The organism is Paraburkholderia sp. OAS925 (genome assembly GCF_040543975.1).
In the GTDB taxonomy this organism is placed as follows: Bacteria; Pseudomonadota; Gammaproteobacteria; order Burkholderiales; family Burkholderiaceae; genus Paraburkholderia; species Paraburkholderia graminis.
On record NZ_JBEUNO010000002.1, the window covers coordinates 1,449,175 to 1,465,693 of the forward strand.

The following is a 16,519-nucleotide window of genomic DNA, read 5'->3' on the forward strand; positions in this document are numbered from 1 at the left end:
ATTTTCAATATGTTAGCGATTGCCGCGGCTGGCCTTGCGCGTGCGCTGCCGGGCGCCGTCGCGCGTCGATACCTAATGCCTTATCTGCGGTATGGCGGATGCCGGATGCCCGCTGCCCAGCGCTTTGCCGAATACAATGGCAGGCAACCCCACAACCGCCTCATTGATGACCGCCCCCAACCCTTCCGATCATTCCCAGCGTGCGGCGGCAGACGCTGCAACTGCATCGACTGAACGCCGTGGCACCGCGCGGCCGGTCGCGGACGCTCCTCCGCACGATTCGCGCGCTCGCAGCATCGCGCTCGCCGCGAGCCTCGCGCTGATCGCTTTTTCGCTGCGCACGCCGATCACGAGCGTCGGTCCGATACTGCTCGAAGCAGTGCGGGCGACGAACCTGTCGCGCACCGGCGCAAGCGTGCTGACCACGTTGCCGTCGTTATGCTTCGGTCTATTCGGCCCGCTTGCACCGATGCTCGTGCGGCGCCTCGGCAGCGAACGCGCGTTGCTGGCTTTGTTGATGCTGCTGACTATCGGCACCGCATTGCGTGTGGTTCCCGCATGGCAGGTGCTGTATGTCGGCCAGATCGTGGCCTGCTTTGCGATCGGTTTGATGAATGTGCTGATACCGGGCGTGGTCAAGCGCGATTTCCCGCATCACGTCGCGCTGATGACCGGAGTCTACAGCGCCGCGATGTGCGCGGGCGCCGCTGCGGCAGCCGCTACCACGGTGCCGGCGGCCAATGCCATCGCGCATCTGTTCGACGGCGCGGGCGGCAACGCGTGGGCGTGGGCATTGGCGCTGTGGTCGTTGCCTGTGGCACTGGCGACGCTCGTGTGGGGCGTGAATCTGCCTGCCAAAGCCGTGCATGCGGGAAGACGCGTGCACGTCGTGCGCGGCTTGTGGCGCGATCCGCTCGCGTGGAAGGTCACGCTGTTCATGGGTTCGCAATCGTCGCTGGCGTATATCGTGTTCGGCTGGCTGCCGACGGTGCTTCGCACGCGCGGCATGAGCGCCGTCGATGCCGGGTTCATGCTCTCGCTGAGCGTCGTCACGCAGGCGGTGGCGTCGTTGCTGCTGCCGTTCCTGCTTGTGCGTCTGCGGGATCAGCGCGTGGTGAACGTGGCTGCGCTGCTGTTGACCGGCCTCGGTCTGATGGGCTGCTTCTTCGGGCCTTTCCCGATCATGTGGATGTTCGCTTTGCTGCTCGGCATCGCGCAGGGCGCGTCGTTCACACTCGCGCTGACCGTCATCGGATTGCGTTCGTACGACTCGCATGTCGCCGCGCAACTGTCGAGCATGGCGCAGGGAATCGGCTATCTGATCGCGTCATGCGGACCGTTCATCGCCGGATCGCTGTTGCATGCAACCGGCTCGCTGTACAGCCTGGCTGCGCTGTGCGCGGGTGTTTGCGTGGTGGCGGCGTGGTTCGGTTATGCAGCGGGGCGGCCGGAGCATGTGAAGGTGCATGTCGAGTAAGCGGTAGATGGACCGTGATGGCGCACAGCCGCGTGTTTATGTTGGATCACGCGTGTTTGACGCGGCGTCGTGACATCGCGCGCCGCGGCGAGCGAGCCGCTCCCGTTGCCGGCGGTATCGGCAACGAGAGCCACGGAGCAATTCAACCGCTGCCGGCGTCATGCTAAGCCGCCGGCAGCAGCCCTCAGCCGCCGCCTCACATCGTCATGACGGATTCCGGCGCTTCCCACGTGTAGTCGAGCGCTTCGGCCACTTCCTTGCACGTCACCTTGCCAAACGCGACGTTCAGGCCATTGCGCAGATGCGCGTTGTCCTGCAACGCCTTGCGCCAGCCCTTGTCGGCGATCTGCAGCGCGAAAGGCAGCGTCGCGTTGTTCAGCGCGTAGGTCGACGTGCGCGGCACACCGCCCGGCATGTTGGCGACGCAGTAGTGAACCACGTCGCCGACCATGTACGTCGGGTCCGCGTGCGTGGTCGGCCTCGCGGTCTCGCAGCAACCGCCTTGATCGATCGCCACGTCGACGATTGCGGAGCCGGGCTGCATCGCTTCAACCATCGCCTTGGTCACGAGTTTCGGCGCGGCCGCGCCGGGGATCAGCACGCCGCCGATCACGAGATCGGCTTCGAGAACATGCTTTTCGACGTTGTCCTGGTTTGAAAACACCGTCATGACGCGCGCGCCGAGCAGCCGGTCGATGCGCCGCAGTGCGTCGAGATTGCGGTCGATCACGACGACCTGCGCGCCCGTTCCCACCGCGATCTGCGCCGCATTCGAGCCGACCACGCCCGCGCCCAGAATCACGATTTTCGCCGACGGCACGCCCGCGACGCCGCCCAGCAGGATGCCCTTGCCGCCATGCGCGCGCTCGAGGCAATACGCGCCCGCCTGGATCGACATGCGGCCCGCGACTTCCGACATCGGCGCAAGGAGCGGCAAGCCGCCGGCGGCCTGCGTGACCGTTTCATAGGCGATGCAGACGGCCTTGCTCCTGATCAGATCGGCGCATTGTTGCGGGTCGGGCGCGAGGTGCAGGTACGTGAAAAGAATCTGGCCTTCGCGAAGCATGGCGCGTTCGCCGGCTTGCGGCTCCTTCACCTTGACGATCATCTCGGCCGCGGCGAATACATCTTCCGCGCGTGGGACGATCGTCGCGCCGGCTTTTTCATAGACGGCGTCCGATGCGCCGATGCCGCTTCCCGCGCCCTGTTCGACCGTGACGGTGTGACCGTGCGCCACCATTTCGCGGACCGACGACGGCGTCAGTCCCACCCGATATTCGTGGTTCTTTATTTCCTTGGGTACGCCAACCAGCATGTCATCCTCCAGTTGCGGAACAGCCCGCTGAACGACTCGTTCGTGCACTGCGGCACGGCAACGAGCAGGTCTCTTATATATAGAAGTGGAACCCAGCATACGCTTGATCGCAAAGCGTGGCTGCCCCGAGTTTTTGTAGGAGCCGTGCACGCAATTAGATCGAGAGCCGGAGCCGCGATCAGTTCGCCAGCGATCACAGCGGAGGTTGCAAGCTGACCGGATGCGGCGCGCCCAATCGACGAACCGTGATGCAATGGCCGTGGCGTGATGTTGCCGGAAGTTGTCGATATGGCCACTGTCGCCTGATCGGCCGCGTCAGGATAATCGTCTCCATTCAAACACGCGAAGGAGCCAGACATGTCCGAAGTATCCGCCGTACCCGCCGCCGACAGCGCCGCTGCGTTCGCGCATTACAGCGCGTCGCTCGCCTTCGAAACCGATTGTGCCGATGTGCACTCGGCGATGGCACACGGCCCGAACACCGCCGACTTCGTGTTGCTCGACGTCCGCAGTCCCGCGTTGTTCGCGCGCGGCCACGTGCCCGGCGCGCTGAATTTGCCGCACGGCAAGATCGTGGCGTCGAAGCTCGCCGGCTATCCGCCCGAGACGTTGTTCGTGACCTACTGCGCGGGCCCGCATTGCAACGGCGCGACGCGTGGTGCGATGCGGCTCGCGCAACTCGGGCGTCCGGTAAAAGTCATGATCGGCGGCGTGACCGGCTGGCTCGACGAGGGCTTCGAACTGAATGCGGCCGCGGCCGCCTGAAAGCGCGCATTGAAGCAGCCGCGTTCGCGGGCGGAGCGGTAACATCACGCCATGCACAATCATCTTGTCGTCGCGCTGGCCTATGACCGGCTTTGCACCTTCGAATTCGGCTGCGTGACCGAACTGTTCGCGCTCGAACGCCCGGAACTCGGCGTGGACTGGTATCGCTTCGCGGTCTGCGCAGCGGAGCCCGGTCCGATCCGCGCGGCGGGCGGCATCACGATCGCCGCGCCGTACACGCTGAGGCTCCTAGATCGCGCCGACACCATCGTGATACCCGGCTGGCGTCATGTGGATGAACTGCCGCCCGAGCCGTTGCTCAAGAAAATCCGCGCCGCGCATCGCCGCGGCGCGCGCCTCTGTTCGATCTGTTCTGGCGTGTTCGTGCTGGCCGCCGCGGGCGTGCTCGACGGCAAGACCGTCACGACGCACTGGCGTTATGCCGCGAAATTGCAGGAGCGCTATCCGCATCTGCGCGTGCAGCCGGACGCGCTCTATGTCGACGAGAAGCAGATCATCACGTCGGCGGGATCGGCGGCGGGGCTCGACATGTTGCTGCATCTCGTGCGGCGCGATCATGGCAGCGCGGTCGCGAACCGGGTCGCGCAGCGGCTCGTGGTCGCGCCGCATCGCGAGGGCGGCCAGGCGCAATTCGTGCCGCGCCCGGTGCCGCACGACGAAAGCGGACGCCTCACGCGGCTGATGGACTGGGTGCGCGGTCATCCCGCGTTGCCGCACACGCTGCGCTCGCTCGCCGAACGCGCGGCGATGAGTCCGCGCACGCTGCAACGCCAGTTTCATGACGCGACGGGGATGGCCCCGTACGAATGGCTGGTGCGCGAGCGCGTGGCCATCGCGCGTGAGTTGCTCGAAGCGCAGGGCGCGCTGCCGATGGCGCGCGTCGCGGAACTCGCCGGCTTCGGCTCCGAGGAATCGTTGCGCCGGCACTTCAGGCGCATCGCGCTCACGAGTCCCGGAGCGTATCGTAAGAAGTTCGGCGCGCCGACGGCATAGCTGGATGAGGACCACGCGCGACGCTGCTTGCAAGGAAACCAGATGATCGACATCGCAGAGACTATCGCGCGCTTTAACGCCGGGCGCGATCCCGAACGGCTGGCCATGAAATACAAGGCGATGTGTGCGTCGCCTTTCGTGTTTTTGCGCGGTACATGTCATCTGTTTTATGAGCGCCTGCCGCAACAGGCGTTACTCGACGATGCGCCGCCCGTCTGGATTTGCGGCGACATGCACCTCGAAAATTTCGGCAGCTACAAGGCCGATAACCCGCCTCGTCTATTTCGACAACAACGACTTTGATGAAGCGTGCCTCGCGCCGAATCTGTACGAACTCGTGCGTTTGCTGACGAGCGTGCTGGTCGGCGCCGCCGACCTCAAGCTGAGCCGCGCGCAGGCGCTCGCGCTGTGTCATACGGCCGTGCACGCATATGGCGCGGCGCTCGCGCTCGGCAAGGCGCGCTGGGTCGAACGCGAGACATCGTCCGGCATGGTGCGCGATCTGTTCGATGGATTGGCGAGCCGCACGCGCGCCGCGCATCTGGACCGCCGCACGACGCTCAAGGGCAAGACGCGCACGCTCAAGGTGGACGGCAAGAAAGCGCTGCCGGTGAGCGATGAGCGACGTGCCGCAATCACGCAGTTCATGCAGCGGTTCGCTACCGGCGAGACCGATCCGGGCTTTTATCGCGTGCTCGACGTTGCACGCCGGATCGCGGGTACAGGAAGCCTCGGCGTGGACCGTTATGTGATTCTCGTCGAAGGCAAGGGCTCGCCGGACGGCAACTATCTGATCGACCTTAAAGAAGCGCTGCCTTCTTCAGTCGTACCGCATATGCGCACGCCGCAGCCCGCATGGCGAAGCGAGGCGGAGCGCGTCGTCGAGATTCAGCGGCGCAATCAGGCGGTGTCGCAGGCGTTTTTGCACGCGGTCGATTTCAATGAGCGCTCGTATGTGCTGCGCAGTTTGCAGCCTTCGGAAGACCGCGTCGCGTTGAAGGACTGGGACGGCAAACTGCCGAGGCTGGAGGGCGTCGTCGTCAGCATGGCGGAACTGAGCGCATGGGCGCATTTGCGCAGCGGCGGGCGGCAGAAGTCGTCAATCGCGGATGAGTTGATCGCGTTCGGCAATCGCACCGACTGGCAGGCGCCGTTGATCGAACTCGCGACGCAATGCGCGGCGCAAGTCGCGGCGGACTGGAAAGCGTATTGCGAGGCTTACGATCGCGGCGCGTTCAAAGGGTAGTGCGGCGGAAACGTTTGCGGTTTCAAACAAACGCTTGCCCGCCGATCAGCTCATCCGACGTTCATCGGTTTTACGCCCTATTTCAGGGCCTAAAAAGCGCCGCTACCTGACAATGGTGTAATAGTCGGCAACAGTGATTTGCTGTTTTCCCTCATTTAATTCACCGGCTTATCGCGTAGACTTGTACTAACAAAAAATGGTTACGGGGTGCGAGATGTTGGCCGTTTTCTTCATCGCCTGTCCAATCTGCATTGCGGCGCTTTTCGGTTTTGCGCGGCATGTCGATCCGCGGACAGGCCACTTCAAGCGTTGATTTTCAACGTCGCGGGTTCGAGCAAAGCCGGCAAGTGAGTTCCGTTGCCGGCCCGGTTAGCCATTAGCTGTTTTCTACTAGCTATTAGCATTAGCCGTTGGCAATTTGTCCACGGGCCTTGCTTTCCAGTGCCGGGTCGCGGCACGATGCGCGATAACCTGGCTCTGGGGCGGCATCGCGTATGCGAGATTTTCTGGCGAATTGGACGGCGCGCGCGGGCATGCTCAAGGGCGTGCTTCCATTGAACCGCGTGGCGGCGATGCGCGACACGCTCGCGGGCGTCCAGCTTGCGTCGATGGATATTCCTCAAGTGCTCGGCTATGCGCGCATTGCCGGCATGCCTGCCGTTACCGGGCTTTACACCGTCTTTCTGCCGCTTATCGCGTTCGCGTTCTTCGGCGCGTCGCGGCAACTCGTCGTCGCCGCCGATTCCGCTACCGCCACCATCTTCGCAAGCCGCCTCGCGAGCATGGCGCCCGTTTCGAGCGCGGAATACGCGTCGCTCGCCGCGATGGTCGCATTGCTGACCGCCGCGCTCCTGTTCGTCGCGCGCATTTTCCGGCTCGGCTTTCTCGCCGATTTCCTGTCGCGCACGGTGCTGGTCGGCTTTTTGGCGGGCGTCGGCGTGCAAGTCGGCATTGCGATGCTGGGCGATATGCTCGGCTTGCCCGGTCACGCGTCGCGCAGCGTGGATCAACTGGTTCTAGTCGTGCGCGAGTGGGGGCAACTGAACAGGCCGACGCTGGCCGTTTCGGTGCTGGTTGTCGCGTCCGTGCTGTTTTTCAAACGCATGCGGCCGCGCGTGCCGATGCCGTTGATCGCCGTCGTCGGGGGAATCGTGGCGAGCGATGTCTACGGTTTCGCTGCGCACGGCATCGCCGTGCTCGGTCCGGTCGCGGGCGGGCTGCCGCCGCTTCGCATGCCGTCTGTGACATGGCAAGAGACGCTCGATCTCGTGCCGGTCGCCGCTTCCTGCTTCGTGATGATCGTCGCGCAAAGCGCGGCGGCGAGCCGCGTATTTGCCGAGCGGCATCATCAGGTGGCCGACACGAACGCGGATCTTTTGGGCATCGCGGCGGCCAACGCAGCCGCAGCATTTTCAGGCGCGTTCGTCGTGAACGGCAGCCCGACGCAGACGGCAATGGCCGATCGCGCCGGCACGCGCAGCCAGTTCGCGCAGATCGTGTTCGCGGCGGTGGTCGTCGTGGTGCTGCTGTTTTTCAGCCGCTTTTTGCAGTATTTGCCGCGCTGCATTCTGGCCAGCATCGTATTCACGATCGCCGTCGGACTCGTGGATCTCAAGACGCTGTTTGCGATTCGCCGCGAAAGTCCGGGCGAAGTCGCGCTCGCGGTGTTCACGGCTGCGGCCGTCGTGCTGATCGGCGTCGAGCACGGCATTCTGATTGCGGTCGCCGTGTCGCTGCTGCGGCACGTGCGCCACAGCTACCGTCCGCATACGATGATTCTCGAGCCCGGCGACGACGGCATGTGGGTGCCGGTGCCCGCGGTTCCCGGCCGACAGACCGCGCCGGGGCTGATCGTTTATCGCTTCGGCGCCGACCTGTTCTATGCGAACGACCACTTTTTCGTCGACGATACGCGGCGCCTGATCGACCATGCGCCGACGAAGGTGCGCTGGTTCGTGATCGATGCAAGCGCAATTACCGACCTCGATTATTCGGCGGCGCGCTCGGTCGGCGAGCTATGCACTGCGTTAAAGCGTAGCGGCATCCACGTGATTTTTGCGCGCGTGAACCGCTATTTGCGCTCCGACATGGATCGGCACGGCATCACGCCGATCGTCGACGCAAGCTGCATTTTCGGCACCTTGCATGAAGCGCTGCGCGCGGCAGGCGTTGAAGAGCCCGCCGACAAATAACGCGCCTCAGCTTTTCGACGTCAGCAGTTTGAAGCCCGCAATGCCGAACATGATCGCGAGCGAGCCGTCGAGCCAGCGCCGGATCGCCAGATACACGCGCCGCGCGGATGCCGTCGAAAACAGCAGCGCATAGCTGCTGAACACCGACACGCCGATAGCCATGCAGCCGAGCACCACCGGCGCGGTATGCGCGCCGCCCGCCGGCGACATCGCGAGCGAAACGATCGACATCCACACGAGAATCGCTTTCGGATTGGTGAGATGCAGCAACAGGCCGCGCAGATAGAGCCGCTTGAGCGGTTCGTTCTGTCGCGCGTCGCCAGCGGGCAACGCGGCGGGCGCCAACGCGGAGCGCGCCGACTTGAAGCCGAGCCAAAGCAGATAGACGCCGCCCGCAATCTTGATCGCGACGAGGCATTCCGAATACGTGGCGAGCAACGCCGACAAACCGAGCGACGCCAGCAGCGCCCAGAAGAACGATCCGGACACCACGCCGAGCGCAAACGTGAGCGCCGAACGGCGGCCCGCGCTCATCGCAAGCGACATGATCGCGAGATTGCTCGGACCGGGGCTTGCCGTGCCGACGAAGTACGCGCTGTAGGCGATCAGGACATCGGCGGTGAGGAAAGCGGTGGGCGTCATCAGTTAAGACTCGCGGGCGGCCAGAGGAATCACGATTTTGCGCGCTGCTGCATCGACCGCACAGATACAGTTGATGAAGCGCTGATCGGCACAATTGCGCGCGAGCCGCGCAGCGTTGTTATCCCTGCGCCGCGGTCCCGATGCAATCGGCGAGTGCATCCGCCACCGCTTGCCGGCTATGCCGCGGACGCTGCACGAGCCCGATCTCGCGATGAAACGTCGCGTCCTCGAGCGACAACGCGGCGACGCCCGCAGGCCACTTGCCGAGGCCCGCCGTGTCGGGAATCAGCGCGATGCCGATGCCGCGCGCGACCATCTGCGCGATCGCCTGCAACTCGTCCAGTTCCAGCACGTCGTGCACGTTCAGCCGCGAACGCCGCAGAAAACGGTCGACGAGCCGCCCGCCGAACGAACTGCGGTCGTAGCGGATAAACGGTTCGCTCTTGAGCAGTTCGCGCCACCCGCGCTTGCCGCGCGCGAGCGCTTTGGGCACGAGCAGCACAAACGGCTCGGTGACGAGCGTGCGCCATTCGAGTTCCGAAGGCAGCGCAAACGGCGGCTTGATGATGACGGCGAGATCGAGTTCGCCCGAGTCCACCTGTCCGAGCAGATTCAGCGATACGCCGGGCACGACACGAATGCGCCAGCCCGGACGGTCGTCGCGAAAACGCGCGAGCGCGTCCGCGAGAAACGACACTTGCGCCGATGCAATCGCGCCCACGCGCAGCATGCCGCTTTCCGCCGCGACCGCGCCGCGTTCGGAAAGCCGCGCATAGAGCGCGATGATTTCCTCGGCGAGCGTGAGCGTTTCGCGGCCGGCGTCGTTGAGTATCGCGGAGCGGCCCGTGCGGTCGAACAGAGCAAACCCGAGTTCCTCTTCGAGCCGCTGCATCTGCGCGCTGACAGCCGACTGCGTGAGCCCGATCCGCGCGCCCGCAGCGGAAAACGTGCCGTACTGGCTAACGGCAATCAAGGTTCTAAGTTCTGCAAGCATGTTTCAACTGATCGATTCTGGTGATGGTCAGCTCAAATATATATCGTTTCCGATCACTTTTGCTTGTGGTTAAACTTGACGAGTCAATCTCCATCGTCCATCGCATCATCTACAGCGAGTTCCACATCATGAGCGTTACGCACACCACCTTGCCGCCGTTCCATCTCGCGTTTCCCGTCCATAGCATCGCCGCCGCGCGCGAGTTCTATGGCGAATTGCTGGGTTGCCCCGAAGGCCGCAGCTCGGATCAATGGGTCGATTTCAATTTCTACGGGCACCAGATCGTCGCGCATCTCGCGCCGGAAGAAGCGGGGCATCGCCAGACGAGCAAGGTCGACGGCGACGCGGTGCCGGTGCGTCACTTCGGCGCCGTGCTTTCGATGGAGCAATGGCAGGCCGCCGCGGACAAGCTGCAAGCGGCGGGCATCGACTTCATCATCGAGCCGCATGTGCGCTTCAAGGGCGAAGTCGGCGAACAGGCCACGATGTTCTTCCTCGATCCGTCGGGCAATGCGCTCGAATTCAAGGCGTTCGCCGATATGTCGTCGCTGTTCGCCAAGTAGAGCAAGCAGAGCGCGCGAGTGAAAACATGAAGAGCGCGTAGGCAAACTGAAATAAAAGTGCGGCCCGATTTTGCAAAAGGGCCGCCCGTCAACGCTTTTTCCTTACGATAAGCTTCCTGACAATTCCGCCATTTTGGCGCCATGCAGGTGTTGGTCCAGGCGATCTAGCATAGCGCCAGTTCGCCCACCTCCCGCTGCTCAGCCGCAGTGACCTGCACTTCTTCAGGCGCGTTTCATGTGGATTGTCAACGTTGCGCTTAAGCGGCCATACACGTTCATCGTGATGGCCATTCTGATTGTGCTGGCGACGCCTTTTGTGCTGTTCACCACGCCGGTCGACGTGCTGCCGGAAATCAACATCCCGGTCGTCAGCATCATCTGGACGTACAACGGCTTGTCCGCGGAGGACATGGCGCACCGCATCGCCTCGGTGAACGAGCGCAGTCTCACGACGACCGTCAACGACATCGAGCATATCGAGTCGAATTCGCTCGCGGGCATCACGATCCTCAAGGTGTTTCTGCAGCCGAATGCGAACATCCAGACCGCCATCGCGCAGACCGTGGCCGTCGAGCAGGCGCAGCTCAAGCAGATGCCGCCGGGCGCCACGCCGCCGCTCGTGATCAGCTACTCGGCGTCCAGCATTCCGGTGATTCAACTCGGCCTGTCGAGCACGAAGCTCTCCGAGCAGCAACTCAACGACACCGCGCTGAACTTCCTGCGGCCCCAACTCGTGACGATTCCCGGCGCGGCCGTGCCTTATCCGTATGGCGGCAAATCGCGGCTGATTTCCGTCGACCTCAATACGCGCGCGTTGCTCGCCAAAGGTCTGACGCCGCTCGATGTGGTCAGCGCGTTCAACGCGCAAAACCTGATTCTGCCGACAGGCACGGCAAAGATCGGACCTAAGGAATACACGATCAACATGAACGGCTCGCCGTCGACGCTGGAAGGTCTCAACGACATTCCGGTGCGCACGGTGAACGGCGCGACGACCTATCTGCGAGAAGTCGCTCACGTGCGCGACGGTTTCTCGCCGCAAACGAATATCGTGCGGCAAGACGGTCATCGCGGCGTGCTGATTTCGGTGCTGAAAAACGGCAGTGCATCGACGCTGTCGATCGTCAATACGTTGCACGGTTTGCTGCCGGCGGCGCGCGCGGCATTGCCGCCGGATCTGAACATCACGGCGCTGTTCGACCAGTCGGTATTTGTGAAGGCGGCGGTGCAGGGCGTGGTGCACGAAGCGGTGGTGGCCGCCGCGCTCACGGCCGCGATGATTCTCTTGTTCCTCGGCAACTGGCGCAGCACCTGCATCATCGCGATTTCGATTCCTCTGTCGATTCTCTCGTCGCTGATCGCACTGCATGCGCTCGGGCAGACCATCAACATCATGACGCTTGGCGGCCTCGCGCTCGCGGTGGGCATTCTCGTCGACGATGCGACGGTGACGATCGAAAATATCGAACGGCATCTGCATATGGGCACCAATCTGCACGATGCGATTCTCGAAGGCGCCGGCGAAATCGCGATTCCCGCGCTCGTCTCCACGCTGTGCATCTGCATCGTGTTCGTGCCGATGTTCTTCCTCACCGGCGTGGCGCGCTACCTGTTCGTGCCGCTCGCTGAAGCCGTTGTGTTCGCGATGCTGGCGTCGTACATTCTGTCGCGCACGCTCGTGCCGACGCTTGCCATGCTGCTGATGGGCCACGCGCACAAACCGAAAGCCGCTGCAAAACCGGGTCTTTTTCAGCGCATTTACCGGCGTTTCGACAACGGCTTCGAGCGCATGCGCGCCGCGTACATTGTGATTCTCAGCAGCCTGCTCGTGCGCCGCCGCCGCTTCGGCAGCATATTTCTCGGCTTCTGCGTGGTCTCGATGGGACTCGCATTCGTGCTCGGCGAAGACTTTTTCCCGAGCGTCGACGCGGGCAATATCCGCCTGCATATGCGCGCGCCGACCGGCACGCGCATCGAGGAAACCGCGCGTCTTGCCGACGAAGTCGAGAAGGTGATCCGCGAAGTCGTGCCCGCGAACGAACTCGGCACGATCCTCGATAATCTCGGCCTGCCGTATAGCGGTATCAATCTTTCATACAGCAATGCAGGCACGATCGGCACGCTCGACGGCGAAATCCAGATCGCGTTGAAGGAAGGCCACGAGCCGACGCAAGTCTACGTGGACAAACTGCGCGCGATGCTGCCGCAGCGTTTTCCGGGCGTCGAATTCTTCTTCCAGCCGGCCGACATCGTCACGCAGATTCTCAACTTCGGGTTGCCCGCCGCCGTCGACGTGCAGATTGCCGGCGCGGACCAGCAAGGCAATTTCGACGTCGCGCGCAAGCTGTTGAAAGAAGTGCGCCTGATTCCCGGCACGGTTGATACGCACATTCAGCAAAAGCTCGACGAACCCGCGATCAACCTGCAAATGGACCGCACGCGTTTGCAGCAGCTCAATCTCACCGCGAGCAATGTCGCGCAAAACCTGCTCGTTTCGCTATCGGGAAGCTCGCAGACGTCGCCGGGCTTCTGGTACAACGACCGCAACGGCGTCGAGTACAACGTGGCGGTGCAAACGCCGCAGTACCGCATTTCTTCCATCGACGATCTGTTGCGCACGCCGGTCTCGGCATCGTCAACGGGGCCGACGCAACTGCTCGGCAATCTGGTGCGCGTATCACCGCAAAACCAGTTCGCGGTCGTCACGCATTACAACATCCGGCCGGTGATCGACCTCTATGTGAGCGTCGACAAGCGCGACCTGGGCAGCGTCGCGAACCAGGTCGACAAGCTCGTCGAGAAAGCGCGCGCGACGCTGCCGCGCGGCAGTCAGATCACGGTGCGCGGCCAGGTACAGACCATGCGCACTTCGTACCTGGGTCTCGGTCTCGGCGTGGCGATGGCGATCGTGCTCGTCTATCTGCTGATCGTGGTGAATTTCCAGTCGTGGGTCGATCCGCTCATCATCGTGAGCGCTTTGCCCGCGGCGCTGGCCGGCATCGTCTGGATGCTGTTTCTGACGGGCACGCATCTGAGCGTGCCTGCGCTGACCGGTGCGATCATGACGATGGGCGTTGCCACCGCCAACAGCATTCTGATGGTCGCGTTCGCGCGTCAGCGCCTGTCGGCCGGCGCGCCGCCGCTGACCGCCGCGCTCGAAGCGGGAGCGAGCCGCATTCGTCCGGTGCTGATGACGGCGTTCGCGATGATCATCGGCATGATTCCGATGGCGCTCGGTCTCGGCGAAGGCGCCGAGCAGAACGCGCCGCTCGGCCGCGCGGTGATCGGCGGATTGCTGTTTGCAACGGTGTCCACGCTGTTTTTCGTGCCGCTCGTGTTCGCGGGCATTCATACGCGCCTCGCGCGTCGTCATCGCAACGACCATGAAGACGACGGCAACAGCGCAGGCGAAAGCGGTAGTGCCGGCGAGCCGGCCTAAAGCCTGAGCGTGAACAGCGAATCGTGGAAAACGTCAAGAAACCGGCTACTCAACTCACGGAGCTAGCTAACCGAGATGGCCAACTGAGATGACCGAAAAAACTCATGCATCGCTGGCGATTCCGTCGCGCGAGACGGAAAGCGGCCACGCATTGCCGCCGCGTAATCGCGAATGGAAGCGCGCGAAGATCGCCATCTTCATCGTGCTCGCGTTGCTCGCGCTCGGCGCGTTGCGCACGGTGATCGCGAACCTGATGCAAAACCGCGCCGTCGAGCAGACGACGAAGCAGAACGCCACGCAATACGTGAACGTTGTGAGCCCGACGCCGGCCGAAAGCGGCGGCGCGACGACCTTGCCGGGCACGCTGCGCGGCAGCGTCGAATCGCCGATCTATGCGCGCTCGACCGGCTATCTGCTGCGCTGGTATGCGGACATCGGCACGCGCGTGAAGCAGGGCCAATTGCTCGCGGAACTCGATACGCCCGAGATCGATCAGGAGCTTGCGCAGGCCTCGGCGCAGCGTCAGCAGATCAGTTCGAGCCTCGCGCTTGCAAAGAGCTCGCTCGAACGCTGGCAGCAGCTTCGTCAACGCGATGCGGTCTCGCAGCAGGAACTCGACGAGCGGCAAAGCACGTACGCGCAGAGCGTCGCCAACCTCGCCGCCGCCGATGCGAACGTGCAGCGCTTGCGTCAGCTCGAATCGTTCAAACGGATCGTCGCGCCGTTTGCCGGTGTGGTCACGCAGCGCAATGTCGATGTCGGCGATCTGATCGACGCCGGCAGCGGCACGAGCCGCGCGTTGTTCGCGCTTGCGCAGTCGGACCCGCTGCGCGTCTATGTGCAATTGCCGCAGGCGTATGCGCAGAACGTATCGGTCGGACAGAAGGTGGTCGTCACGCAGGCCGAGCTGCCCGGTCAACAGTTTCATGGCAGCGTCACGCACATTTCCGGCGCGATCGACGTGCCCACTCGCTCGCTGCAAGTCGAGGTGACGTTGCCGAATCCGGACAACACGCTGCGTCCGGGCGCGTATGTGCAGGTCGCGCTGCCTTCGGTGGCGCGCGCGGAATGGATGGTGCCTGGCAATGCATTGCTGTTTCGCGCCGAAGGTCCGCGGCTTGCCGTCGTCGATGCGAAGGGCAACGTGCAGTTGCGCAAGATCGTGATCGCGCAGGATCTCGGCCAGACGCTCGAGATAGAAAGCGGCATCAACGGGAACGATAGAGTCGTCATCAACCCGAGCGATTCGATTGCGGACGGCGATCATGTTGAGATCGCGCAGCCGCAAAAGAGCGGGAAGGAGGCGTCGTGAAGCCGCAACGCGCGAGCCGCGCAGTGAGCGGTTTTGCAGCCGCGGGGGCGATGACGGCTGTTGTGGCGAGCGCGGTCATGCTTGCTGCCTGTACCGTTGGACCGGACTACAAGCGCCCGCAGGCCGAGGTGCCGCCTGCATGGAACACGGATTCATACTGGCGCGTCGCGGCGCCTTCGCATGCGCCGATGGATCCGGACTGGTGGAACGTCTATCGCGACGCCACGCTCGCCTCGCTCGAAACGCAGGCGCTCGCGCAGAACCAGACGCTCGTCGCCGCCAGCGCGCACTATGAGCAGGCCAAAGCGACGTTGGCCAATACGCGCGCGCAGCAGGTTCCCGAAGTGGACCTCGCGGCATCCGCGTCGCGCTTTCGCATTTCGGCGGACAGGCCGCGCACCAACTACGCGCTGCCGACCATGTCGACGGTGCAAAACAATCTGCAACTCGGCCCGACGATCAACTACGACACGGACCTGTTCGGCCGCATACGTCGTCAGGTGGAAGGCGCGGCGGCATCCGCGGAACAGTCGGCGGACGATCTCGCCAACGCGCGGCTCGTGCTGACCACCGAGGTCGCGACCGATTACTTCTCGCTGCGCGAACTCGACACCGAGATCGACGTGCTGAATCAATCGGTGAAGCTTCAACAGAAAGCGCTCGACTACGTGAACGCCGAACACGACCTCGGCGCAGTGTCGGGCCTCGACGTATTGCAGCAGAAGTCGCTGCTCGATACCACGCGTGTGCAGGCGCAATTGCTGTTGAACCAGCGCGCGCAATACGAGCACGCGATTGCCGCGCTCGTCGGCGTGCCCGCGCCGCAATTCGCGATCGAACCGAAAGTGTTGAGCTTTCCGGTGCCGGCCATCGCGCTCGGCGTGCCGAGCGATCTGCTGCAACGCCGGCCCGATATCGCCTCCGCCGAGCGCGCGATGGCGGCGGCCAATGCGCAGATCGGCGTCGCTAAAGCCGCGTTTTTTCCGAGCCTCACGCTGACGCCGGGCATCGGTTGGGAAAGCACGCAGTTCGCGAGTCTGCTGAGCGCGCCGACGCTGATGTGGACGCTCGGCGCCGCTGCGGGCCAGGTGCTGTTCGACGGCGGCCGGCGCGCGGCCAACGTGCAGTTCGCGAGCGAAGGCTACAAGGCGACCGAGGCCAACTATCGGCAGACGGTGCTCAACGCGTTCCAGCAGGTGCAGGACGGCATCACGGGTCTTGCCGTGCTCGACGGCGCGGCGAAGCAATCGGAAGAAGCGGTCGCGGATTCGGAGCGCCTGCTCGGGCTCGCGAACGACCGCTATTCCGGCGGCCTCGTCGCTTATCTGAACGTGATCACCGCGCAGCAGTCGCTGCTTAACAGCAAGCGCCAGGACGCGCAGATTCGCGGGCAGCAGATGACGTTGTCCGTCGCGCTCGTGAAGGCGCTGGGCGGCGGCTGGGACGCGGACCCCGCGCTCGCGGGCGCGGACGCGGGCGCCGCGCAACATGACGCGCAAACGCGCGCCGCTGCGCAGTAATGCGCGGTGTCGCGTGGCGCAACAAGCGAGCAAGCACGCT

Annotated in this window: 11 protein-coding genes and 1 pseudogene; 9 read left to right on the forward strand and 3 right to left on the reverse strand. The window is 63.8% G+C overall.

Going from position 1 to position 16,519, the window contains the following annotated elements; translation table 11 throughout:
• Positions 1-166 precede the first annotated feature (166 nt).
• On the forward strand, positions 167-1,477 hold the full coding sequence (locus ABIE53_RS25275; protein ID WP_307258826.1) for an MFS transporter: 1,311 nt from the start codon (positions 167-169) through the stop codon (positions 1,475-1,477).
• A gap of 196 nt (positions 1,478-1,673) precedes the next feature.
• On the opposite strand, the gene ald is transcribed toward ABIE53_RS25275, so the two are convergent.
• Complete coding sequence (gene ald, locus ABIE53_RS25280; RefSeq protein WP_006049289.1) at positions 1,674-2,792, reverse strand: alanine dehydrogenase; 1,119 nt, start codon at positions 2,790-2,792, stop codon at positions 1,674-1,676.
• 357 nt (positions 2,793-3,149) lie between these two features.
• Between ald and ABIE53_RS25285 the strand changes: the two genes are divergently transcribed.
• The 4 genes and pseudogenes from ABIE53_RS25285 to ABIE53_RS25300 all read left to right on the forward strand — a co-directional run bounded on the left by ABIE53_RS25285 (position 3,150) and on the right by ABIE53_RS25300 (position 8,009).
• Positions 3,150-3,557, forward strand: coding sequence for a rhodanese-like domain-containing protein (locus ABIE53_RS25285; protein ID WP_192699337.1), 408 nt, complete (start codon positions 3,150-3,152; stop codon positions 3,555-3,557).
• A gap of 51 nt (positions 3,558-3,608) precedes the next feature.
• Complete coding sequence (gene ftrA / locus ABIE53_RS25290) at positions 3,609-4,571, forward strand: transcriptional regulator FtrA (protein WP_006049291.1); 963 nt, start codon at positions 3,609-3,611, stop codon at positions 4,569-4,571.
• A gap of 42 nt (positions 4,572-4,613) precedes the next feature.
• Positions 4,614-5,817, forward strand: a pseudogene (locus ABIE53_RS25295) (DUF2252 domain-containing protein).
• A 494-nt stretch (positions 5,818-6,311) separates the two neighbouring features.
• Complete coding sequence (locus ABIE53_RS25300; RefSeq protein ID WP_192699335.1) at positions 6,312-8,009, forward strand: SulP family inorganic anion transporter; 1,698 nt, start codon at positions 6,312-6,314, stop codon at positions 8,007-8,009.
• Positions 8,010-8,015: 6 nt separating this feature from the next.
• Here ABIE53_RS25300 and ABIE53_RS25305 read toward each other — a convergent pair whose 3' ends face one another.
• Complete coding sequence (locus ABIE53_RS25305; RefSeq protein ID WP_006049294.1) at positions 8,016-8,651, reverse strand: LysE family translocator; 636 nt, start codon at positions 8,649-8,651, stop codon at positions 8,016-8,018.
• Positions 8,652-8,769: 118 nt separating this feature from the next.
• Positions 8,770-9,645: a LysR family transcriptional regulator gene (locus tag ABIE53_RS25310; protein ID WP_114156941.1), complete on the reverse strand. Its 876-nt coding sequence runs from the start codon at positions 9,643-9,645 to the stop codon at positions 8,770-8,772.
• 128 nt (positions 9,646-9,773) lie between these two features.
• Here ABIE53_RS25310 and ABIE53_RS25315 point away from each other — a divergent pair, with 128 nt between their 5' ends.
• From ABIE53_RS25315 to ABIE53_RS25330, 4 genes are all read left to right on the forward strand, one after another.
• A complete protein-coding gene (locus tag ABIE53_RS25315; RefSeq protein WP_029966336.1) occupies positions 9,774-10,208 on the forward strand; it encodes a VOC family protein in 435 nt (144 codons plus the stop codon).
• A 235-nt stretch (positions 10,209-10,443) separates the two neighbouring features.
• A complete protein-coding gene (locus tag ABIE53_RS25320) occupies positions 10,444-13,647 on the forward strand; it encodes an efflux RND transporter permease subunit (protein WP_006049297.1) in 3,204 nt (1,067 codons plus the stop codon).
• 88 nt (positions 13,648-13,735) lie between these two features.
• Positions 13,736-14,959, forward strand: coding sequence for an efflux RND transporter periplasmic adaptor subunit (locus ABIE53_RS25325; RefSeq protein WP_192699334.1), 1,224 nt, complete (start codon positions 13,736-13,738; stop codon positions 14,957-14,959).
• A gap of 50 nt (positions 14,960-15,009) precedes the next feature.
• Positions 15,010-16,479, forward strand: coding sequence for an efflux transporter outer membrane subunit (locus ABIE53_RS25330; RefSeq protein WP_192699466.1), 1,470 nt, complete (start codon positions 15,010-15,012; stop codon positions 16,477-16,479).
• The last annotated feature ends 40 nt before the right edge of the window (positions 16,480-16,519 follow it).

Coding starts and splice junctions, on each gene's coding strand:
- ftrA (WP_006049291.1), top strand. CDS start 3,609: ATGCACAATCATCTTGTCGTCGCGCTGGCCTATGACCGGCTTTGCACC.
- ABIE53_RS25305 (WP_006049294.1), bottom strand. CDS start 8,651: ATGACGCCCACCGCTTTCCTCACCGCCGATGTCCTGATCGCCTACAGC.
- ABIE53_RS25300 (WP_192699335.1), top strand. CDS start 6,312: ATGCGAGATTTTCTGGCGAATTGGACGGCGCGCGCGGGCATGCTCAAG.
- ald (WP_006049289.1), bottom strand. CDS start 2,792: ATGCTGGTTGGCGTACCCAAGGAAATAAAGAACCACGAATATCGGGTG.
- ABIE53_RS25285 (WP_192699337.1), top strand. CDS start 3,150: ATGTCCGAAGTATCCGCCGTACCCGCCGCCGACAGCGCCGCTGCGTTC.
- ABIE53_RS25310 (WP_114156941.1), bottom strand. CDS start 9,645: ATGCTTGCAGAACTTAGAACCTTGATTGCCGTTAGCCAGTACGGCACG.
- ABIE53_RS25320 (WP_006049297.1), top strand. CDS start 10,444: ATGTGGATTGTCAACGTTGCGCTTAAGCGGCCATACACGTTCATCGTG.
- ABIE53_RS25325 (WP_192699334.1), top strand. CDS start 13,736: ATGACCGAAAAAACTCATGCATCGCTGGCGATTCCGTCGCGCGAGACG.
- ABIE53_RS25315 (WP_029966336.1), top strand. CDS start 9,774: ATGAGCGTTACGCACACCACCTTGCCGCCGTTCCATCTCGCGTTTCCC.
- ABIE53_RS25330 (WP_192699466.1), top strand. CDS start 15,010: ATGACGGCTGTTGTGGCGAGCGCGGTCATGCTTGCTGCCTGTACCGTT.
- ABIE53_RS25275 (WP_307258826.1), top strand. CDS start 167: ATGACCGCCCCCAACCCTTCCGATCATTCCCAGCGTGCGGCGGCAGAC.